This window comes from Azoarcus sp. TTM-91 (assembly GCF_012911025.1).
Lineage (GTDB): Bacteria > Pseudomonadota > Gammaproteobacteria > Burkholderiales > Rhodocyclaceae > Azoarcus.
The window spans coordinates 15,245-36,189 of the sequence record NZ_WUEI01000030.1 but is presented as its reverse complement, the minus strand read 5'-3'; the positions used below and the strand labels follow the sequence as shown (position 1 = coordinate 36,189).

14 protein-coding genes and 2 CRISPR repeat arrays (1 of these 16 cut by a window edge) are annotated in these 20,945 nt (G+C 66.0%); of the genes, 6 read left to right on the top strand and 8 right to left on the bottom strand.

The features are described from left to right. Positions 1 to 221: 221 nt before the first annotated feature. Both ggpS and GRF61_RS10830 read right to left on the bottom strand, forming a co-directional pair. Entirely contained in the window at positions 222 to 2,540 is a 2,319-nt protein-coding gene (gene ggpS / locus GRF61_RS10835; RefSeq protein WP_169150668.1) for a glucosylglycerol-phosphate synthase, read from the bottom strand. 82 nt (positions 2,541 to 2,622) lie between these two features. Continuing rightward, positions 2,623 to 3,876, bottom strand: a complete 1,254-nt coding sequence (locus GRF61_RS10830) for an MFS transporter (protein ID WP_169150667.1) — start codon at positions 3,874 to 3,876, stop codon at positions 2,623 to 2,625. A gap of 325 nt (positions 3,877 to 4,201) precedes the next feature. Between GRF61_RS10830 and GRF61_RS10825 the strand changes: the two genes are divergently transcribed. The 4 genes from GRF61_RS10825 (at position 4,202) to GRF61_RS10810 (ending at position 6,993) form a co-directional block, all read left to right on the top strand. Further along, on the top strand, positions 4,202 to 4,660 hold the full coding sequence (locus GRF61_RS10825; protein ID WP_169150666.1) for a PACE efflux transporter: 459 nt from the start codon (positions 4,202 to 4,204) through the stop codon (positions 4,658 to 4,660). Beyond that, the gene (murB, locus tag GRF61_RS10820; RefSeq protein ID WP_169150665.1) at positions 4,657 to 5,664 is read left to right on the top strand and encodes a UDP-N-acetylmuramate dehydrogenase; all 1,008 of its coding nucleotides are present in this window, start codon (positions 4,657 to 4,659) and stop codon (positions 5,662 to 5,664) included. Before GRF61_RS10825 ends, murB begins: the two co-directional genes overlap by 4 nt. Positions 5,665 to 5,818: 154 nt before the next feature. Next, positions 5,819 to 6,187, top strand: a complete 369-nt coding sequence (locus GRF61_RS10815) for a cupin domain-containing protein (RefSeq protein ID WP_169150664.1) — start codon at positions 5,819 to 5,821, stop codon at positions 6,185 to 6,187. A 98-nt stretch (positions 6,188 to 6,285) separates the two neighbouring features. Beyond that, positions 6,286 to 6,993 (top strand): c-type cytochrome, encoded by a 708-nt coding sequence (locus GRF61_RS10810; protein ID WP_169150663.1) that lies wholly within the window; start codon positions 6,286 to 6,288, stop codon positions 6,991 to 6,993. Positions 6,994 to 7,191: 198 nt separating this feature from the next. Beyond that, a CRISPR array of direct repeats spans positions 7,192 to 9,921; the repeat unit is 28 nt; unit sequence TTTCTGAGCTGCCTGTGCGGCAGTGAAG. Between the two features lie 130 nt (positions 9,922 to 10,051). Here GRF61_RS10810 and cas6f read toward each other — a convergent pair. The 4 genes from cas6f to csy1 are packed head-to-tail and all read right to left on the bottom strand — an operon-like array spanning position 10,052 to position 14,043. Next, entirely contained in the window at positions 10,052 to 10,618 is a 567-nt protein-coding gene (gene cas6f / locus GRF61_RS10805; RefSeq protein ID WP_169150662.1) for a type I-F CRISPR-associated endoribonuclease Cas6/Csy4, read from the bottom strand. 2 nt (positions 10,619 to 10,620) lie between these two features. Continuing rightward, entirely contained in the window at positions 10,621 to 11,652 is a 1,032-nt protein-coding gene (csy3, locus tag GRF61_RS10800; RefSeq protein ID WP_169150661.1) for a type I-F CRISPR-associated protein Csy3, read from the bottom strand. A gap of 25 nt (positions 11,653 to 11,677) precedes the next feature. After that, positions 11,678 to 12,676, bottom strand: coding sequence for a type I-F CRISPR-associated protein Csy2 (csy2, locus tag GRF61_RS10795; protein WP_169150660.1), 999 nt, complete (start codon positions 12,674 to 12,676; stop codon positions 11,678 to 11,680). Next, positions 12,676 to 14,043: a type I-F CRISPR-associated protein Csy1 gene (csy1, locus tag GRF61_RS10790; protein WP_169150659.1), complete on the bottom strand. Its 1,368-nt coding sequence runs from the start codon at positions 14,041 to 14,043 to the stop codon at positions 12,676 to 12,678. Before csy1 ends, csy2 begins: the two co-directional genes overlap by 1 nt. Positions 14,044 to 14,192: 149 nt before the next feature. Here csy1 and GRF61_RS10785 point away from each other — a divergent pair, with 149 nt between their 5' ends. Both GRF61_RS10785 and GRF61_RS10780 read left to right on the top strand, forming a co-directional pair. Beyond that, complete coding sequence (locus tag GRF61_RS10785; RefSeq protein ID WP_169150658.1) at positions 14,193 to 14,483, top strand: nucleotidyltransferase family protein; 291 nt, start codon at positions 14,193 to 14,195, stop codon at positions 14,481 to 14,483. After that, on the top strand, positions 14,480 to 14,845 hold the full coding sequence (locus tag GRF61_RS10780; RefSeq protein ID WP_169150657.1) for a DUF86 domain-containing protein: 366 nt from the start codon (positions 14,480 to 14,482) through the stop codon (positions 14,843 to 14,845). Before GRF61_RS10785 ends, GRF61_RS10780 begins: the two co-directional genes overlap by 4 nt. 41 nt (positions 14,846 to 14,886) lie before the next feature. Here the strand turns inward: GRF61_RS10780 and cas3f are convergent, their stop codons facing one another. Both cas3f and cas1f read right to left on the bottom strand, forming a co-directional pair. Further along, complete coding sequence (gene cas3f, locus GRF61_RS10775) at positions 14,887 to 18,249, bottom strand: type I-F CRISPR-associated helicase Cas3f (protein WP_169150656.1); 3,363 nt, start codon at positions 18,247 to 18,249, stop codon at positions 14,887 to 14,889. Next, positions 18,246 to 19,223 (bottom strand): type I-F CRISPR-associated endonuclease Cas1f, encoded by a 978-nt coding sequence (cas1f, locus tag GRF61_RS10770; protein WP_169150655.1) that lies wholly within the window; start codon positions 19,221 to 19,223, stop codon positions 18,246 to 18,248. The genes cas3f and cas1f overlap by 4 nt, the downstream gene beginning before the upstream one ends. Positions 19,224 to 19,486: 263 nt before the next feature. Next, a CRISPR array of direct repeats spans positions 19,487 to 20,945; the repeat unit is 28 nt; unit sequence GCTCACTGCCGAACAGGCAGCTCAGAAA; it runs 132 nt beyond the window's last position.

Genomic DNA, 20,945 nt, shown 5'->3' with positions numbered 1-20,945 from the left:
GGCGGGGCCGTCTCCGCCGGGCGGCGTCCGCCGCGGGCATCGACGAAAAGCGCATCCCCGATCTGGCTGGGGATGCGCTTTTGTCTTTTCGGGCGCGGCAGGCCGGCGATCAAAGCGCGGTTGCGCTTGCCGCCGGGCACGTCCGCCGCCTTGCCGCGGCGAGGGTGTTTTCCGCAGCCCGTGCCCGCCCGCCGGTCCGCGACCGGCGGCGCGGTGCCCCTTCAGGCCGCGGTGCGCAGCGCGGCAGCGCTCGCGCTGGAGTCGCCCGCCGCCACCGGCGCAGCCAGCGCTTCTGGCGTAACGGTGGCGGCCACGCTGGCGTCCACCGCGTCGAGGAAGTCCTGCCCCCAGCGGTGGATGTCGTTGTGCTGGACGATGGCGAACAGGCCGCGCAGCCGCGCTTCGGCCTCGGCGGTGTTCATGGCGATGCCGCTGTACAGCTTGGCCTCCAGGTCGGCGAGGTCATGCGGATTGGTGAGCAGCGCGCCATGCAGCTCGGCGGCGGCGCCGGCGAATTCGGACAGCACCAGCACGCCGCGGCCGTTGGTGAGGCCCTGGGTGGCGACGTATTCCTTGGCCACCAGGTTGAGGCCGTCGCGCAGCGGGGTGATCCACATCACGTCGGCCATCGCATACCAGGCCACCACCTCCTCGAAGGGCAGGGCGCGGAAGAAGAACTGCACCGGTGTCCAGCCGACGCGGGAGAAGCGGCCGTTGATGCGGCCCACCGCTTGCTCGATGTTCACCTGCAGCTCATCGTAGATGCGCATTTCCTTGGCCGCCGGCACGCATACCGTCACCAGCTGCACCCGGCCCTGCAGCTCCGGGTGATCGTCCATCAGCTTCTCGAAGGCCAGCAGCTTCTCCAGCGTGCCCTTGGTGTAGTCCAGCCGCTCCACCGACAGGATGACGCGCACGCCGGCCAGCTCGGCGCGCATCTGCGCCATGCGGCCTGTGGTTTCCGGGTTGTCCAGCACCTGCTGCACGCGGCCGACGTCCAGCCCCACGGGATGGGCGCCGAGGCCGATGCGGCGGCCGTGCACCTCGATGGCGGTGCTCACCTCGTCCAGCCCGACCGCGCAGCCATAGGTGAGGTAGCGCGGCGCGCAGGCCTTGGTTTCCAGCACCTTGAGCGGGGCTACGCCGCGGGCGACGTCCACGAAGTTCTCCGCCTGGCGCGGGATGTGGAAGCCGATGTAGTCGCACTGCAGCAGGCTGCCGACGATGTCGCGCCGCCACGGCAGCACGTTGAACACGTCGGCGGAGGGGAAGTAGGTGTGGTGGAAGAAGGCGATCTTCAGGTCCGGCCGCAACTCGCGCAGGTAGGCCGGCACCATCCACAGGTTGTAGTCGTGCAGCCACACCACCGCGCCCTCGGCCGCTTCCATCGCGGTGCGCTCGGCGAACAGGCGGTTCACCTTGAGGAACACCGCCCAGTCTTCCTCGCGGAAGCGGGCACGCTCCCAGAAGGTGTGCAGGGTCGGCCAGAAGGCTTCCTTGGAAAAGCGCTTGTAGAAGATGTCTACATCCTCGCGCTGCAGCGGCACCCGGGCGCATACCAGCTCCGGGTAGCGCTCGCGGTCCACCTCGGTGTGGGTCTCGAAGGGCACCGCGTGCTTCGGGTCCTGGATGGCCCAGGCGACCCAGGAGCCGCGCTTGCCGTCGCCGAAGAAGCTCAGCAGCGTGGGGATGATGCCGTTGGGCGAGCTGGGCCGGCGGCGTGCCAGGTGGCCGTTCTCCCAGGCCTCCTCGTAGGGCAGGCGGTGATAGACCATCACCAGGTCGGCCTTGCCCGGCTCGTCCATCGCCCGCAGCTCGGCGTCTATGCCCTGTGGGCCGAGGAAGCCGAAATGGCCGATGGCTTCGAGGATGCCGCCGCAGCCGGTATGCACGGAGTGCAGCACGCGGGCGCGGTCGCGGGTGGCGTCCAGCAGCGCTGGTTCGGACTCGCCGACGCAGACACCGATGAAGCCCTGCTCGTACATCGAGAGGTCGTTTAGGGTGTCGCCGGCCACCAGCACATCGTCCGGGTCCAGGCCCAGGTGTTCCACCAGCGCCCGCAGTGTGCTGCCCTTGTTCACCCCGGCGGGCAGGATGTCCAGGTAGCGGCCGGCAGAGTAGAGCACTTCGCAGCCCAGGCCGGCGGCTGCCGCGTGGATCTCCGGGTCGATGGCGTCGGCATCGCAGAAATAGGAGCAGCGCCGCTGCTGTGGCACCTCCTGGCGCTCCAGCCGCGGGAACCGCGCCATCGCCTCGGCGATGACCTGCTCCCCCGGCCAGCGGGCGTCTATGCCGGCCTGCAGCGGCTGCACCGCGGCCTGGCTGCGGCCATCGACCACGGTGCCGCCGACGTCGCAGACGATGTAATCGGGGATGGGAATGGTGGGGTCCGAGAGAATCGGCAGCACCCCTTCCAGCCCCCGGCCGGTGACGAACACCAGCTTGATCTCCGGGTGGGCGGTGATGAGTTGATAGAGGCGCTGGCGGTTTTCCGGGTGTCCGGCGAGGAAGGTGCCGTCGAGATCGGTTGCAAGCAGCATGGCGGTTCTCTCCTTTCGGTGAAGCCGACGCGAGGGCCGACATGAGTCAGGGGTAAGTGGGTGAAAAAGGGCGGACGGCCGCTCAGGAACCGGCGCCGCCCGGGGCGGCGTGCGGCTCCTCGGCCGGGGTCATCATCTCCAGTACGGTTGGCGAGGTGCGCACCATGGGCATGCAGTGCGCGGGTTCATCGACGATCACGTCCGTGGTGCGGCGCGCCTGCATCAGCGCGTAGGCAGCCAGCGGAGTGAGCATGCAGGTGAAATAGACAGGCAGCGCCGCCGGCCCCAGCCAGCCCATCAGCAGGCCGGCCAGCGTCGGGCCTATGGCCGCTCCCACGCCGTGCAGCAGCAACAGGCCGGCGCTGCCGGAGAGGATGTCCTCATGCGAGAGGTGATCCACCAGGTGGGCGACCACGATGGGGTAGATGGAGAAGGCGGCGCCGCCGAACAGGAAGGCGCCCACCAGCACCGCCTTGCCGGCCAGGCCCAGCAGCGCCATCAGCACGCCGGCGGCGGCGGCGGCCGCGGCCACCCAGCCCAGCGCCAGGCGGCGGTCGGTGCTGTCGGAGAAGCGGCCTATCGGCCATTGCAGCGCGGCGCCGCCGAGAATGGCGAAGGTCATGAACAACGCGATGCCGCTGTCGTCCAGCCCGATGCGGCCGCCGTACACCGCGCTCATGCCCCAGAAGGCGCCCATCGCCAGGCCGGAGAGCAGCGCGCCGGCACAGGCCACCGGCGCCGCCGCCCACAGCTGGCGCAGCTGCAACCGCGGCGTGTGCGGCAGCTGCGGCGGCGCCTGGCGGGTGGCGGTCACCGGCATCATCGCCAGGCAGACGAAGATGGCCGCCACCGCGAACAGGGTGAACTCGCTGGGCGGCGCGATGTGCAGCAACTGCTGCGCCAGCGCCAGCGCGCCCAGGTTCACCGCCATGTAGACGGCGAAGATCTGCCCGCGCCGCTCCGGCGGCGCCTGCCCGTTCAGCCAGCTCTCGATCACGGTGTACAGCCCGACCAGGCTGATGCCCATCGCCACCCGCAGCACGATCCAGAACGCCGCATTGACGATCAGCGCGTGCAGCAACATGAAGCTCGCCGTGGCGGCGGCGAAGAAGGCGAAGGCGCGCACATGCCCCAGGCGGCGTATCACCGGCGGCGCCACATAGGTGCCGAGGAAGAAGCCGAGGAAGTAACCGGAGCCGATCAGCCCCAGCGTGATGTCGGAGAAGCCTTCCTGCGTGCCGCGCAGCGCGAGCACGGTATTGAGCAGGCCGGTGCCCAGCAGCAGCAGGGCAATGCCGACGAGCAGGGAGCCGATGGGCAACAACAGGGGCAGCATGGGCGGTTCGCTCCTTCCGGCGCCGTCGCCGGTGAAGGCGCGTCGCCGCAACTGGACTGCCGGCACTGGCGATGCGGAGGAGGCCGGCAGCACTGCCGCGGCCGGAGGAAGGGGCGGCCGCGGCACGGATACCGCTGGCGCCAGGGTCGCCGCCGTTGCGGGGACAAGAGGGAAAGGCCAGCGGCTCTCAACAATATTTGTGCAAATATTGTAACCCAAGGAGGCGGCTTTCCGGGAATTTCTTGTTGCGTTGCACAATTTGCCTTCCCGGCGAAGCCGCTCTATCTTCCGCTCTCTTTGTTGCCCCGCTTCCTTGGTTGTTCCCGTGTCTTCGCCGCAGCCCAAGCTCCGTTCCCTGGCCGACCGCGCCCGCCAGGTCGCCCTTTTCGAGATCGGCGGCCTGCTGCTGATCACCCCGCCCTTCACCTGGGCCAGCGGCGTGCCGCTGGTGGAATCCCTCGGCCTGCTGGCCGCCATCGCGCTGATCGCGGCGCTGTGGAATGCCGCCTATAACACCTGCTTCGACTGGGTGGAGGGCCGCCTCACCGGCCGTACTGCCGACCGCCGGCCGTTCGCGCTGCGCTGCGGCCACGCCGTCGGCTTCGAAGGCGGCCTGCTGATGATGAGCCTGCCGGTGATCATGCACTGGACCGGCATGGGCTGGCTGGAAGCGCTGCTGGCCGACCTCGGCCTCGCCAGCGCCTACGTGCTCTACGCCTTCGCCTTCAACTACTGTTACGACCGTTGCTTCCCCATCGCGCCGCCGGACGGGCTGGCCTCGTGATCCGCAACGCCGACCTGCAGCCGCTCAATACCTTCGGCCTGCCCGGCCGCGCCGCCTTCCTGCTGGAGGTGGACGAGGCTGACCGCCTGCCCGCCGAACTCGCCGCCCCGGAACTGCGCGGTCTGCCGCGGCTGGTGCTGGGCGGTGGCAGCAACCTGGTGCTGGATGGCGACTTCCCCGGTGTGGTGCTCAAGCTCGCGGTGCGTGGCCGCCGGCTGATCGCAGAGGAGGGCGATGCCCGCATCGTCGAAGCCGGCGCCGGCGAAAACTGGCACGGCTTCGTGCGCTGGACGCTGGAGCAGGGCTGGGGCGGACTGGAGAACCTGTCGCTGATTCCCGGCACCGTCGGCGCCGCGCCCATCCAGAACATCGGCGCCTACGGGCTGGAGATGGCGGAGCGTTTCGATTCGCTGGACGCGCTGGACCTGCACGGCGGCCCGCCGCGCCGCTTCGAGCGCGCCGACTGCCGCTTCGGTTACCGCGACAGCGTGTTCAAGCACCAGCCGGGCCGCTGGCTGGTCACCCGCGTGCGCTTCCGCCTGCCGCGCCACTGGCAGCCGCTGGCGCGCTACGCCGACGTCGCCGCCGAGTTGCAGGCACGGGGGCTGACGCAGCCAACGCCGCTGCAGGTGTCGGACGCGGTGGTCGCCATCCGCCAGCGCAAGTTGCCCGACCCGGCGCAGATCGGCAACGCCGGCAGCTTCTTCAAGAACCCGGTGGTGGATGAGGCCGCCTGGCGCGGCCTCGCCGAGAGCCACCCGGCGCTGCCGCACTATCCGCAGCCGGACGGCAGCCACAAACTCGCCGCCGGCTGGCTGATCGAACAGGCTGGCTGGAAGGGGCGCGACCTCGGCCCGGTCGGCTGCTTCGAGCGCCAGGCGCTGGTGCTGGTCAACCGCGGCGGCGCCACCGGCGCCGACGTACGCCGGCTGGCCGCCGCCATCCAGGCCGACGTGCAGCGCCTGTTCGGCGTCGCGCTGGAGGCGGAGCCGGTGTTCGTCTGAGCCGCTTCCCGGACGACGCTGCGCGCCAGCAGCCGGTGCCGTGCGATGCACTTGCTTGCAGACTGAATAAGCGCGTCTGGTTGCTGTCGCGCCGAACGCGCCGCAGGCGGCGCTTCGCCTGCTGCTTTCATTGAATCCCGCCGGAGTTAACGCCATGCCCCATCCCGCCTTGATCGCCTTCGCCGACGCCGCCCCCGCCGCGGTCGAAGACCGCCCCGCGCCGGAGCGCGCCATCGGCACGCCACCGCGCCGGCTCACCGCCGAGCGCTACGCCGCCGACGCGGGCGCCCTCTCCATCGGCGACTGGGCCTGCGAGCCGGGTGCCTGGCGCATCCGCTTCCACCCCGGCCGCCATGAATTCTTCCAGGTGCTGGAAGGCCGCCTCCGCATCACCGACGAGCAGGGCGTGGCGCGGGAGTTCGGGCCGGGCGAGGCCTGCGTGATACCGGCCGGCTTCACCGGCGTATTCGAAGTGCTGGAGACGGTGAAGAAGCGCTATGTGATGATCGACCGCGCGGCGTGACGCCGGTCACGCTGAGGGCGAATCAGCGGTGCTAGCCTTGCAGCGGATAACAACGTCGTCATGAACAGGGTCGCATGTGTGGCCCGGAGTTAAGCCTCATGCTCCCCATTGCCGCCCGGATTCGCGCGGCCGCTGCACTGCCGCTCGCCGCTGCACTCCTGCTCGCAGCCCTCGCCGTTCCCGCCCAGGCCGCCGCGCCGGCCCCCCAGAACCCGGCCGCCGCGCCCTCGACGGCACTGCCGGCCTTGTCCGACAAGGCCAGCGCCATCCTCGCTCGCGCGGCGGGCGATCCCGCGCAGGCCAGGGTGCTGGCGGAGGAGGGCGGCAAGGCCGCCTTCTTCTGCGCCAACTGCCATGGCGACGGCGGCATCAGCCGCTACCCGGAAGTGCCCAACCTGGCGGCGCAGAACCCGGCCTACCTGCTGGGCCAAATCGAGGCCTTCCTCAGCGGCCGGCGCAAAGATGAATTCATGCAGGGCCTGATGAAGGTGCTGAGCGAGCGCGACAAGGCCGCCATCGCCAGCTACTACGCCGCCGCTCGCCCGCTGCCGTCCGGCCCGCCGGGAACCGCCAGGGGCGCGGAGCTGTTCGCCCAACTGTGCGCCACCTGCCACCAGCCGGATGCGCGCGGCGCCGAAACCTTCCCCCGCCTCGCCGGCCAGCAGCCGGAGTACATCCGCCGCAGTCTGCGCCGTTACCTCACCCAGTCCGGCGAGCGCATCTACGCGCCGATGACGGCGGCGGTCACCCGCCTGGGCGCGCAGAACATCGACACCATGGCTGATTATCTGGCCGGGTTGAAGTAAGCCCGTGGCCTTCGCCGGCGCCGCCCGCAGCACGGCGGCGCGCTGGCCCGCTGCCAGCCGCCATGCGGGCGGCGCCGTGTCTTCCGGTTTTCGAGGCCCGGGTAATGGCAGGCGTTTGCCCGGTTGCTGTTTAAACCGCGGTTTTCCAAGTGGCTGTTCGGTAGTGAATGCCGCCGGCACCGAGTTCGGGAAAGGCTGCTTCTAGGCTGCCCACGCGGCAGTGAAGGGCTCGGGCAGCTTGTCGCTGCCGGCCGGCTCTCTCTGAGCTGCCTGTGCGGCAGTGAAGTTGAATCCACCTCGGCGACTGAAGGCAAGGGTTTTCTGAGCTGCCTGTGCGGCAGTGAAGATCAGATTGCGTCCGCGCGTCGGGAACTCGTATTTCTGAGCTGCCTGTGCGGCAGTGAAGCGGGCAATGACCCCGCGCTCTCAGGGCCGGATTTTCTGAGCTGCCTGTGCGGCAGTGAAGAGACGCTGCTGTCGGCGGTGCCCGGCGTGGAGTTTCTGAGCTGCCTGTGCGGCAGTGAAGGGCGCTACCCAGCCGGTGGACGGGTTGTTGCTTTTCTGAGCTGCCTGTGCGGCAGTGAAGTGGTGGGGGTGACGCCGAGCGCTTCGGCGGCCTTTTCTGAGCTGCCTGTGCGGCAGTGAAGAATATCAGCTGGTGTTGTGCCAGTCCGGTAGCTTTCTGAGCTGCCTGTGCGGCAGTGAAGGCAAGCTTTGCTTCGTTATCCCGTTTGCGCATTTTCTGAGCTGCCTGTGCGGCAGTGAAGAGGCGGGCGTCTTGCAGGGTGCGGTTGCACATTTTCTGAGCTGCCTGTGCGGCAGTGAAGGCGCGCCGTCACCGTGAAGTGCTGGGTTTTCATTTCTGAGCTGCCTGTGCGGCAGTGAAGCCTGATCGGCCTAATCGGCTGGATCGGCAACCTTTCTGAGCTGCCTGTGCGGCAGTGAAGTATTTCGATCTCCGGAACGCCTGCTTCGCGCATTTCTGAGCTGCCTGTGCGGCAGTGAAGTGACGGCACCAGAAAAAGCCTATGCAGATCAATTTCTGAGCTGCCTGTGCGGCAGTGAAGAGCGTCAGCGTTTCGGCTTTGCCGTCTGAGTATTTCTGAGCTGCCTGTGCGGCAGTGAAGGCCGACCGATTGCGCGGCCGCGTAGAGGCACTTTTCTGAGCTGCCTGTGCGGCAGTGAAGATCTCGTAAGCGGGCTTATGAAAGATTAGTTATTTCTGAGCTGCCTGTGCGGCAGTGAAGCAGCCGCTGCACAGCCGCCGCAGCCTGATTTGTTTCTGAGCTGCCTGTGCGGCAGTGAAGAAGCACGCTTGCGTGAGCCTGCCTTTGCTCCATTTCTGAGCTGCCTGTGCGGCAGTGAAGACTTGTACTTGATCCACCCCACCGCACGCGATTTTCTGAGCTGCCTGTGCGGCAGTGAAGATCGCCATGCGTATCGCAGCCCAACAGTTCCATTTCTGAGCTGCCTGTGCGGCAGTGAAGTGTATTTATCGTGACAATCACGATTAACCATATTTCTGAGCTGCCTGTGCGGCAGTGAAGTCATCAGGTGGTGCGACAACGGGGCGTTTTGATTTCTGAGCTGCCTGTGCGGCAGTGAAGGGCCAGCCGGACAAATACATCAAGAAGGTGCATTTCTGAGCTGCCTGTGCGGCAGTGAAGTGGGCAAGTGCTGCCTCAGCTCGCCGAAGCTTTTTCTGAGCTGCCTGTGCGGCAGTGAAGCATCGGCCCACCAGCTTTCGGCGGACGGCCACTTTCTGAGCTGCCTGTGCGGCAGTGAAGCGTTTGTTGGCTGCGCTTAAAGTTGATCCGAATTTCTGAGCTGCCTGTGCGGCAGTGAAGGTTCGCCGTTGCCGGGAATACCTTGTCCGAGTTTTCTGAGCTGCCTGTGCGGCAGTGAAGGGTAGTGGCGAGACTTGCACGGGTTCTGACCATTTCTGAGCTGCCTGTGCGGCAGTGAAGACCTATTTTCGTGACAATCACGTTAACGGGCTTTTCTGAGCTGCCTGTGCGGCAGTGAAGTTGTCGCCGGCAGTCCGGCCAGTCTTGCAAACTTTCTGAGCTGCCTGTGCGGCAGTGAAGAAGAGCGAGCGCGGCGGCGTCATGCGCTACATTTTCTGAGCTGCCTGTGCGGCAGTGAAGGAGGAGAGTTGCCGCAACGCCTGGGCGACTCATTTCTGAGCTGCCTGTGCGGCAGTGAAGCTGCGCTCCGAACTCGCGGCGGCTCAGGCTCATTTCTGAGCTGCCTGTGCGGCAGTGAAGCAAGGACAATAATCTTGCCGAACAACTCAATATTTCTGAGCTGCCTGTGCGGCAGTGAAGCAGCTTTATCCGTTGCCAGCTTCTGGGGCTAATTTCTGAGCTGCCTGTGCGGCAGTGAAGTCGGCGGTGGACCATTTTGACCAGATCCCCGCATTTCTGAGCTGCCTGTGCGGCAGTGAAGACGAGGGCGGAGGGGCGGCGCCACCCGAAACATTTCTGAGCTGCCTGTGCGGCAGTGAAGGTTGGGAGTCGCAAGATCTGCTGTTTCCCGCTTTTCTGAGCTGCCTGTGCGGCAGTGAAGCTTAGACGAAGCGGAAAAACGCGGAATCGTCATTTCTGAGCTGCCTGTGCGGCAGTGAAGCTGAAAACGACCGATGTTTGCGGAGGCGTAAATTTCTGAGCTGCCTGTGCGGCAGTGAAGCTGGAAGAGGCAGGGGAGAAGTGGTGGGAGTTTTTCTGAGCTGCCTGTGCGGCAGTGAAGGGTTTGCGTCGGCTTCTCCGCCCAGGCAGCTATTTCTGAGCTGCCTGTGCGGCAGTGAAGAACGTCACCCACATCTTCGCCGGCGACCACAATTTCTGAGCTGCCTGTGCGGCAGTGAAGACGCTGGAGCGGCAGGCGCTGCTGCGCCTCAATTTCTGAGCTGCCTGTGCGGCAGTGAAGTAGAGAGAAACGTCCAGAGTTCGCTGATTTTTAAAGAAAGAACGCATCTCCTGCGAACAAAACCCAAAAAATAACGCCCCGTCCAAGTGATTGATTTCATTGGACGGGGGCGGTCGTCGAAAAAAAAGGGTCAGAACCAGGGGATTGTGGAGGTGGGGCTGAGCCCGTAGGCGTTGAAGGGGCCGGGACTGGCTTCTTTCTGTAGTGGCCCATGCTCGATGAAGAGCGGGAAGCGTTGCCGGCTGCTGCTGCTGGCGAGGGCGATGAAGGGCAGGTTCAGCTGCTCCGCGGCGCTGTCGGGGATGCGCTGTGCCGCGGTCTGCGCATCCATGCCTGGGGTGCGCTTGAGGAGGCGGCGCCGAAGGCGCTCCGGGTTGCTCTTGGCCTGGATGCGGCGCACTACGCGGTGGGCGGCGTCCTTCGGCGTGGCGCGATGTTCGCCCACCTCGACGTGGTCCCGCATGCCCTGCAACCAGTTCAATTGCATGAGCTGCTCCAGGGCGGCAGCGCTGCCATGCAGGCGCAGGCGTTGCCCGAGTGTATGCCTGCCGTTACCCGCTTCCGGAAAGCTGACGCCGATGTCGCCGGCGCCGTGTGCCACCAGGCCGCGGTGCAGCTTGGCGAACAGGGCGTTGAGCAGGGTGGCTGGCGGGAACTCCGGGTCTGGCAGCAGGCGGATTTCCAGGTAGCGGTCCATGGTCAGCCGGCCTCGCCGAACACGCCACCGCGCACCAGGGTGGCGATGACGAAGTGTTGTTGCTCCAGCGCTGGCGCCTTGTCCTTGAGCACCCAATTGTCCAGCAGGGAGTAGAAGTCCATCTTGTCCTTGGGCTGGCGGTAGGCCTTGCCTTCGGTGGTGACGGAGCCGTAGGGCTCCACGGCGATGGGACCGAGGCCGGCGGTGTCTCCGCCTTCGGTCGTGTACCAGGTGTCTATGGTGCGCAGGGCGTTGCCCACCTTCTGCGAGTGCAGGCCGGCGGTGCCGTCCACCTCGTACAGCGTCTTGCTCTTGCTGCCGCGGCCGCGGTCCAGGATGAGTTCCTGCGAGGGGAATACTTCTTGCCCGGCGCCCATGCGCACGAAGGCCACGACGCGGAGCAGCACGTGATGCTCGCCGGCCAGCCCGCCGGCGATGACGTCGGCGAGTTCGCCCAGCGGCTTTGCCGTTTCTGCCGGGGTGTCGAAGTGGCGCAGCGGCAGCGAGAGGGCGTCGAAGGTCCAGCTTGCCTTGGTTTCGCCGCCGACCAGTTGGGTCACGTGCACTTCCACCTGTTCCGCGCCGATGCGGTTGCGCCACAGGAAGCGGCCATTGGCGAGGTTGAAAGCGTAGCGGCGGGCGAGTTCAAGAAAGCCGTTGGCCGCGGTGTAAGCACTCACCGTTTCCTGCAGCTTGCGCTGGTAGTCGGCGTCGTTGCAGGCGGAGGGTTTGCCAGTGCCGCCGAGCACCCGCAGGGTGAAGCTCACCCGCAGGGTGTCGGCATCGCTGGGGAGCGCGGCGACGTCGACCGTCTGCAGGTTGGGGTTCTCGATGGCGGCGTCGAGCTTGGCGGGGTCCTGGTCCTTGGTCTTGAGGCGGTTGGAGATGGTGCCGCGTACGGATTTCTCGCGCGGCGGCATTGCTGCCCAGCGGCGGTCGTCGTCGCGGTCTGCCCAGGTGCCAGCGGCGAAGATGGCGTCGGAGGGGTCGAGCTTGCGTTCGAAGGCGAGGACGGAGGCGGTCTTGAGCGTCATGGCGGTTTCCTTGCGTATCGGGACTTCAGGCTTGAAGGGAGAGGGCGTAATCGTTGCGGCAGCGGTAGAGGCCACTGTCGGGGTTGCTATCGCCGTACCACAGCAGTTGGTCGTGGGATTGCAGCCGATGCGGCCCCAGCCACTCGCCGATTGAGTAGAGGCTCTCGACGAAGCGGAAAGGGGTGTGACTGTCGCGTGCATTGGCGACGCTGCCGGCGGCCTGCAGCGGTGAGAGCGCGCCGTAGCCCACTGGAATCGGCACGATCCAGCCGGGTCGTTCCACTGGTGCCCAGGCTTGTTTTCCGCCTGGCGTGGCGGGGGCTTCCGCCTCCGGCGCTTGCGGCCGCCAGTGGAAACTCGCGAGATCCAGCAGCGCGTCGAGTGGAGTGGCCGTGGCTTGCTCCTGTTGCAGGGTGTGGAGCCGGGCCTGCAGCAGATCGTCGCGGCACACCAGCGCGAAGCCGGGCAGCAAACGCCGGCGTAGTCGGCGGAACTGCTTGCGCGCCTCCTCGGCGTTGTCGGCCAGCGGCAGCAGTTCGGGCGTCTGTTTCCAGCTGGCGCGGCCGACGGGGAGCACGCTGCCGCCAGCGATGCGCAGGCCGGCAAGGGTATCCGCCACCTGTGCAGCGATGGTCTGACGTGCCCCGGCATCCAGATCCACGCAGCCGCCGGTGACGCCAAACACCAGGGTGATGTCGAGGTGAATGCGGCCTTCTTCGACGATGGCGGCGGTGGCGCCGCTCTTGTCCACCGGGTTGCGGGTGAGACGGAAGGCGCGGGTGTAGCCAGCGTCGGTGGTCTGTTCGTCGAAGTCGTGGCAGATCACGCCAACGCTGTCCAGCGTCAGCGGCAGGTCTTGCGGTTCCAGCCGGCGGGCCAGCGCCCACATCAGGCCGAGGAAGGCGCTCATGGCCGGAAAGCCGTGGGTGAGCGGACTGGAGATGGCGTTGGCGTTCTGGACTCGCAGACGCGGCAGGATGAGCAGCCCCTGGCTGGCTGGCAGGCGGGAAGCGGCCGAATGCATCAGCGTGTCCTCCTGGTTGGGATGGCGGTGGGCGCTTCCGCCTCGCGCCGCTGGCGGTGCAGTTGGTCAGCCCAGCGGCTGTGCAGCAGCAGTTCGGTTTCCCATTGGCGGGCTTCCACGTCGCCGACCGGCAGCAGGCGGTCGAGCTGGTGGTTGAGCCAGTTGGCGAAACGGTTGCCGATATCCGCCGGCCAGTCCATGAACTGCCAATCCGCCGCGAAGGCGGCATCGCCGGCTTCCTCGCTGGCACGGCCCGGGTCCAGCCAGAGGCGTTCGCAGGCTTCCAGGCGGCAATCGGCGTCGGCGCTCCAGCCGGCCGGCAGTTCTTCCTGCAGCGGCTGAGCGTAGGCCACCAGGGCGTCGATCAAGTCATCTACCAGTGCCTCACGGCGCTGACGGGTTTCCAGCGTCGAAGGCGGGTCACTTCGCAGGAAGTCACGCAATTCGCGGACGGTCTTGCGCACCTCGGGCTGGCGGCCGAAGCGGGGGAAGACGCTTTCGGTGCGCAAGGGCGGGCTAAGCGTTCTGGCTCGCCACTGTGGTGGCAGTGAGGCGAGAAGGTAGTTGCCGCCGCGGCGTTCGCTGTTCAGCTGGCTGATGTTCTGCGGCTTGGTGCCTCCCAGCTTCTGCACCGCGAGGCCGGGGTAGTCGCGGTAACCGCTGGCATGGTCCTCGCCGTCGCGCCGGGCCTGGCGTGCGGCCTTGGCGGCTTCACCGAAGCGGTCGTCCTCGATGCGCAGGAAGACGGCGTGGGCGAGGGAGCTGGCATACAGCGGCGCGAGTAGGTGGTAGTGGCGGTCATCGGCGGCGTCGTCGCCGATCATCCAGTAAAGCTGCTTGGCCAGCGGATGAGAGGCGGCCGAGGTGCTGCGGGGGCGGGTGATGCCGGTGAAGGCGTCAGCCCAGGCTTGGGCGGTGGTGGTGTCATCGTCCAGTGCGGCCAGCGCGTCTGCATCGCCGGCCTGCAGCCAGTGCAGCAGGCTGTGGCCGTCGATTTCCAGCTTGAGCAGCTTGTAGACGTCGAGCGCTGCGGCATTGCCGACCACATCGCCGTCGAAGTGCGGGCCTAGTACGTGGCTGCCGACTTCGGCGTGCGCCGGCAGGGATCCGGGGGCGCAGTAAAGGTTGGTGCCGCGCGCATCCGGGTGCATCGGCTTGAGCGCATGGGTGACGGCCTGAATCTGCGCCACCCGCCGCGCCGCGTCGGCTAGCCAGGTCGGGCGGGTGTGCTGGGCGATGAGTTCATCGCGCTTGGGGTCATCGTTGGCGAGCTTTTCGAGCTTGGCGTCGAGGCGAGCCTTTAAGAACTCATCGATCGCGACGGCGAAGTTCCTTTGTCGCGGAGCTTCGGGCTGGTCTTGTTTCATCGGCTCAACCTCTAGGAAAAGTCAGAGAAGGGCTGTTTGGTGCAAGGGTGGAGGTGTGTGGGAGAATCCAACGCGATGTACCGCTAGACGTGTGAGTCGGATCTACTGCCGTCAGGCAGCTAATGAGCGCATCTCGGAGTGCAGAAAACATGAGGCCGTCAGAGGCGCTTTCGCAGAAGAGAAACCTCGTCCTTGCCCTCGCCCCGCGTTTCCGTACGGCGAATCCCCGGGTGTTCGGTTCGGTACTGCATGGGACGGATAAGGAAGGCAGCGATCTCGATCTGCTGGTGGACGCACTGCCGGGCGCCACCTTGTTCGATCTCGGCGGCTTGCAGGTCGAGCTGGAAGGTCTGCTCGGGGTGCCGGTAGATGTCGTGACGCCGGGTGATTTACCGCCGGCCATCCGTGAGCAGGTCGTTACCGAGGCCAGACCGCTGTGACGCATGTGCGCCTGCAACTTTGGCTGCAGCAGATGCAGGAGGCGGTTGCGCAGGCATTGGAGTACGTCGAAGGCATGGACCGGCAAGCGTTCATTGCGGAGCGTCGCACCCAGCAGGCGGTGGTGTTGAACCTGCTGCTGATCGGTGAGCTTGCTGCGAAGGTGCTGGAGCACGACAGCGGGTTTGCCGGCCTTCACCCGGAAGTCCCCTGGTCGAGCATGAAAGGCATGCGCAACCGCATTGCGCATGGCTATTTCGAGATGGATCTCGATATTGTCTGGACGACGGTGGCCGAGGCTTTGCCCGGTTTGAAGGCAGCATTGCCGGCTGTGCTCGAAGCCGCCCAGCAAGGAGCGGCTTGAGCTTTTCGTCGTCTGACGCGTTGCGCTTGCCTTCCTAATCATCATTTGCGGCTGAACCCCAACCACGGGTGGTAGCGCCAACCCTGTTCGCTGTCGGGCAGGCTCAGTGTGCCGTAGCGGCGGGCGCAGGCTTCCAGGGGCATGTCGCGCTCCTCCGCCAGTTCGGTCAGGGCGCCAAGGTAATCGGCATGCGCCCACGGGCCGATGCGTAAGCCGTTGAAGCATTCGCTGCCTACGCGATGGAGCCGGCAGGCTTCTATCTCCACCAGGTAGTCCTCTCCTTGCCTGCGATCCTGGGTGATGCGGTGCAAGCGGGTGCCGCCCTCCTCGTCCGGCAGCAACACGAGGTCGATGCGTCGGACGGGATCGGCGCGGAAGGGCTGTTGCTGGGGTAGCGCGGCCGTCAGCATGGCCTGTGGATGACGCCAGAAACTGGTGGCGTTGAGCGGCGCGGTGGCCTTGGCGCCCTTGCGGATCTGCGCTGCGGTGAGGGTGGCACCGGGCTGCGGGCGCATCTGAGCCTGCATGCGGGCGTGTTCCAGATCGACGAGCCGTTGGCGCGGGGCGAGCGGCGCGTCTTCGCGCGGTAGCAGGCGGGGGCGGGCGTCGATGGCGGCGTATTCGTGTTCGGCCAGTAGGTCTCCGAGCCGGTGGTTGTCGAGGCGGAAGGTGCCCTCGTCCTCGAAGCCGGGCCGGCAGAAGGCGGGTTTGCCGGGGCGTTCGATGCCACGCAGGTTGGTGTCGAGCACCAGGAGATTGGCTTGTGCGACTGCACCGGGGCGATGTCTCCGCACACGGCCGGCGAGCTGGATCAGCGAGCGCATGGAGGAGGGCTCGACCACTGCCCAGTCGTAGTCATGATCCCGGCCTACCTCAGTAACCGGGGAGCCGAGCACGATGAACAGGTGATCGGCTTCTGTGGCTGCATCCAGCGCGGCGCGAATGATGGCGCGGCTGAATACGGCTTGCGGCTGTCGGCGGTCCAGGCAGGCATCCAGCTCATGTTCGATGGCCGAGCGCAGCACCAAAGGGAACTGGGCGTGGTAGGTGCAGAGGTGGATGCGTACCCCCGCTGGCGCGCCCTGGCCGTACAGCGCAAGCGCGACATCGACCAGCGGTGAGATGTTTGCCATGCGCATGAGGCCGAAACTCACTCGCTTGCCGCTGCGAGGGTCGATCTCATGGTGGTCGGCGTGCAGCCGCAGGGCGGCGTCGAGCATGCGCCGGGCCAAGGCGGGACGAGGCTGGGCGCGCTCGGTGCTGTTGTCCAGTTGCAGCACCAGCAGTTCGGCGCGCCGGCGCACGGCTTGTTCGGCCAACTGGGCATGGCGACTGCGGGCGAAGGCGAGGTGGGCGGCAGCGAAGGACTGCGTGTCGGTGCAGTCATGGCGCTGTTGATTGAACTCGTCCACCCAGGCGCAGCAGACCTCGGGCGCCTGCCCGGGCGTGCTGCCGCGATGGCGCTGGAAGTGGCGGCGGCCTTCCAGATAGGCCTCGAACAGGCCTTCGACCAGCGCAGGCGGCAGGGTGGCGGAGGACAGCAGGACGCGGCTGCCGAGCAGGCCCGCCCAGTGCACCAGGCGGGTGAGGGCGGGCAGGTCGTCGATGTCGAAGTCGTCGGGCTCGTCCAGCACAAGGTCGCCGCTCATGAGCCGCAGCATGGGCGCGATCTGATGGCCGCCGCGCGCGCTTTCGGTTGCGGGAGTCAGGTGATCCACGGTGCACACCAGCAGCGGCGCGCCTATCAGCGCGCGTACCTGCGGATCGCGGCTGAGGCGCTGCAGCAGGGGATGGGCATCGTTGCCCTCGAACAGCACGCCGCCATCTTCCGGCAGCAGCGCCTGGGTTGAGGCGGAGCCGCTGTTCTCGGCCTCGCGGACATGGCGTTCGAACAGTTCGCGGCTGGCGGCGCCGCCGACGCGGATGGCGAGCTCATGTTCGCCCAAGCCAAGCAGACTGCGGAAAGCCTGCCCGGTCTGCAGCGTGAGGGTGCGCAGGCCGAGGGCGAAGGCGCAGCGCATGCCCTGCACGGGGTCGGCCAGCGCATTCATGATGCGGGCGTTTGCCAGCGTCTTGCCGCAGCCGGTGGATGCCATGTTGACGATGAAGGCGCCGTGATCGACGGAGGCGCCGCGCATGGCACCGGCGAGGTCGGCGGCACTGTCCTGCCAGCGGAAGCGTGGGTCGCTACTGCGCCGGCGCAGGCCTTTGTGGCGGGCCAGCCGGGGCAGGTGGCGCTCGAAGCCGGGGAGGGCATGGACTACGGCGCCGGCATGGCGGGCCACGCCGAGCAGGTGTTCGTCCAGCGTCTGGTTCAGGCTGCCGTCACGGCGGTTTGTGTTGGCATGCAGGGGGTAGGCGGGGTTGAGGTCGCTGCGGGCGCTGGAATCGGTGAGGCTGGAGTAGTGATGATCCGCCAGCATCAAGGCCAGGCGTGAGAGGTGCATCAGGTAGGGATCTTCGAGCCAGTCCGGCGCTTGCCCGGCCTGCGCTAGTGGCAGCAGGCGGCTGGCGAGGCGCGCGGCCCGTTTGCGCCATGCCGGTTCGCTGACCGGCAGGCCGTGCTTGAAGTGCCAGTAGGGCTGGATGGCCATGTCCGTCGCGGGGCTGGGCAACTCGTTCCAACTGGCGTCGATGTCGTTCAGCAGGGTATCGAGACGACTGCTGCGGAAATCCGTGAGCCGTTCGCCCAGCCAGCGGCCGGGTTGGTCTGTGGCTGGCATCAGTGGCAGGCGGTGGTGGGTAAGCACCAGCCAACCGACCGCACGGGCGACCGGGGGCAGGCAGGCAAAGGGTTTGGACTGCGCTGCAGCCGGGCTTTGGCCGTCGCACCGCAGACGGTCAGGTGCGAGCCAGCTGGCATCGTCGTCGGCAGTAGGCGAAACAAGGCGCTGCAGCCAGCCGGCGTCATCATCCTCACCGACGAAGGCCTGGAACAGCCGCAGGCTGATCCACTCGTGGCGGTAGAGGTTGCGCTCGCCAGCCGTGTGCTGGCGCAGGCGATCCTGGAAAGCGCTGCAGGCCTTGCCGAGGTCGTGCAGCAGTGCTGCCAGCGAGGCCAGCAGATGCAGGGTCTGCAGTGAGTGCCAGTCGTTTTCGTCCTGGCTGCGCAGCACGTTGCGGCGGGTGCTGTTGGTGGGCGTGGCACCCTGGGCGTTGAACTGGCGGGCGTCGCCCACGATCCACAGCAGTTCGCTGTGATCCTTGCCGCGTATCCAGTGGCAGGCCACCGCCGTGTTCTTGCGGGCGGTCTTGCGCAGCAGGCGGTGTAGCGTTTCCAGCCCGGCCTGGGTGATGGGCGTCTGCCAGGTCCGGTCGCCGCGCCGTTCGGCAAACTGATCGAGGATGCGGCGGGTTTCGGTGAGGGCCTTCTTGCTGCACTGGGAGATCAGCAGCACATTCATCCGGCTTGGGCTCCGATGCTGCTTGCGATTGCCTTCAACGTGTCGATCATGAAGTCCAGTGATTCCGTCTGCACCAGGCTGCCGATACAGTTTTCCCGGAAAGTCTGCTCATCGTCGCCCCGCATGGCGGAGAGGAAAGCCTGAGGAAGAATGACTGCGTCCTTGATCAGGTCGGCGATGTCGAACACGAGGCCGCCGCGCCGAGTCTTGCCGTGAAGCACCGCAAGCCCGTGGGGCAAGCCCAGCACCCAGGCGGCAGTCGCACCCAAGCCGTAGGCAAGGTAATTGCCATGGTCGAGGAAGCGGTTCGCAGGGTCTCCGCCCTCGCCGTTCTTGGCGCGGACGAAGTCGCCGTAACCGGTGCTGTCGCAGGCGAGTTTGAAGAGCTTCTTGGTGAGCCGGGCTTCTTCAGTGAGCAATGCGGTGTTGTTCGCTGCCTTGTCGATCTCGCGCCGGGAGGCTTCCAGCGCAGATAGCAATCTCTCGCGAGTCGTAGTGAAACCCGCTTCTGCAAGTGCCCGGCTGGTGCTCCAGTGATCGGCAATGCGATCGAGGCGAGCCTGCTGGAAGGCCTTGGCGGCAGCCAGCCGCAGATTGTCGTCAAACCAGAAACGCACCCAGTTCTGCAGGTACTCGGTGGGGCGGTATTCGCTCTGGGGCGATAGCCAGGCGATATCCACATCCCGTTCGCCGGCGGTGTAGAGCGGCGTGCCGCCTCCGCCGCAGAATCCCACCATCACACCGGCTTTGCCCAGTTCCCGCATCGCAGCCTGGGTGATGGATGTTCCGGTACCGAGCAGCAGCGTGGTTGTATTGGCGATGGGTATGTTCCAGTACAGGGATTGTTTTCCTTGATCCGTTACGTACTCCACCCGGCCACCATTGACCAGCACCCGGCAATGCTCCAGGTAATAGAGATTGGCGCGCTTGGAGTGCAGGATGGTCTTGAGGTCGCCCGATGAGAACGGCTGCATTTTTGCTTATATCTTTGGCATTGGTGGGCAAGGAGATGATGGCATTGGTGAATTTCATCCTGCATACAGAGATATGCTGGGCTGTGAGTTTTTTCGCGGCCGGATGCGAATAGATGGCGATCCCCGCCGCCGACCCTCTTTTCCACGCATACTCCAGAGGCCTTGCGGCATATGGGCTTTGGCTGCGGGGGAAAATTTGGGTCTGAAGAGGGGTCTTGGTGTTTTTTCTTTAAAAATTAGTGGGTTGGTTCTGGTTTTGTCTAGCTCACTGCCGAACAGGCAGCTCAGAAAATCCTCGCCCACGCCGAAGCTGCCGGCCGCGAAGCTCACTGCCGAACAGGCAGCTCAGAAATCGCGGTATTCAAAACATCCGCCACGGGCTCGAGCTCACTGCCGAACAGGCAGCTCAGAAAATGAGGCCATCAGCAGCGCAGAGGGCGAGACTGCTCACTGCCGAACAGGCAGCTCAGAAATGAGATGCGATAGTGCCGGAGCGGCCAATAGAGCTCACTGCCGAACAGGCAGCTCAGAAAATGTATTCGAGGAGCTGGCGATCGACTGGAACGCTCACTGCCGAACAGGCTGCTCAGAAATGATGTAGCTCAGAAGGTGCCTGAGGTTAAGCGCTCACTGCCGAACAGGCAGCTCAGAAAAATAGAAAGCCGAAAAGGCGGCGCAGTGGCCCGCTCACTGCCGAACAGGCAGCTCAGAAAATGCCGAGGATGAACAGGCGCCCCACCAGCGGGCTCACTGCCGAACAGGCAGCTCAGAAAACGAGCGGGGCCACCCAGGCGGCGAACAGGGTGCTCACTGCCGAACAGGCAGCTCAGAAAATCTCGGCCTCCCACAGTTCCAGGCTGTAGGGGCTCACTGCCGAACAGGCAGCTCAGAAAGTTCCGCTCTTCCAGCATGAGTACGACGCCTAGCTCACTGCCGAACAGGCAGCTCAGAAAGAAGAGGGCGATGCCGAGCTGGGCAATCATGCGCTCACTGCCGAACAGGCAGCTCAGAAAACGTACAGGGCCGTGGGCTTGGTCATGCTGCCGCTCACTGCCGAACAGGCAGCTCAGAAATATGCAGCCTCCTGCAACTTCGCGCTGCGCGGGCTCACTGCCGAACAGGCAGCTCAGAAATCATGGCGGGCGACGTGGTGCAGATGGCGGACGCTCACTGCCGAACAGGCAGCTCAGAAAGCCTGCGCTACGTGCGCGAAATCTGGGGGCCCGCTCACTGCCGAACAGGCAGCTCAGAAACGGGAGACATCCGTGGCGATGTCTCCGACAACGCTCACTGCCGAACAGGCAGCTCAGAAATAAGGGGATGAGTTCCTCGCCCTTCTCCGCCAGCTCACTGCCGAACAGGCAGCTCAGAAAATCCAGTACCGGTAGCCGTTCGCGTCTGGCCAGCTCACTGCCGAACAGGCAGCTCAGAAAGTGCTACGCCCGAGCAAACCGCTCAAGCCGGCGCTCACTGCCGAACAGGCAGCTCAGAAAACTTGGGCAGCCCGGCCGTCAGCAGCTCATCGAGCTCACTGCCGAACAGGCAGCTCAGAAATGTTGAGCTGGCGTCAGCTCTTCCAGCCAAGCGCTCACTGCCGAACAGGCAGCTCAGAAATCGCCCCTCGTCGGCGCCAGCCTGATCGACCTGCTCACTGCCGAACAGGCAGCTCAGAAATGAGTACCGCCGCCATCGGCCAAGGCCGCTTGGCTCACTGCCGAACAG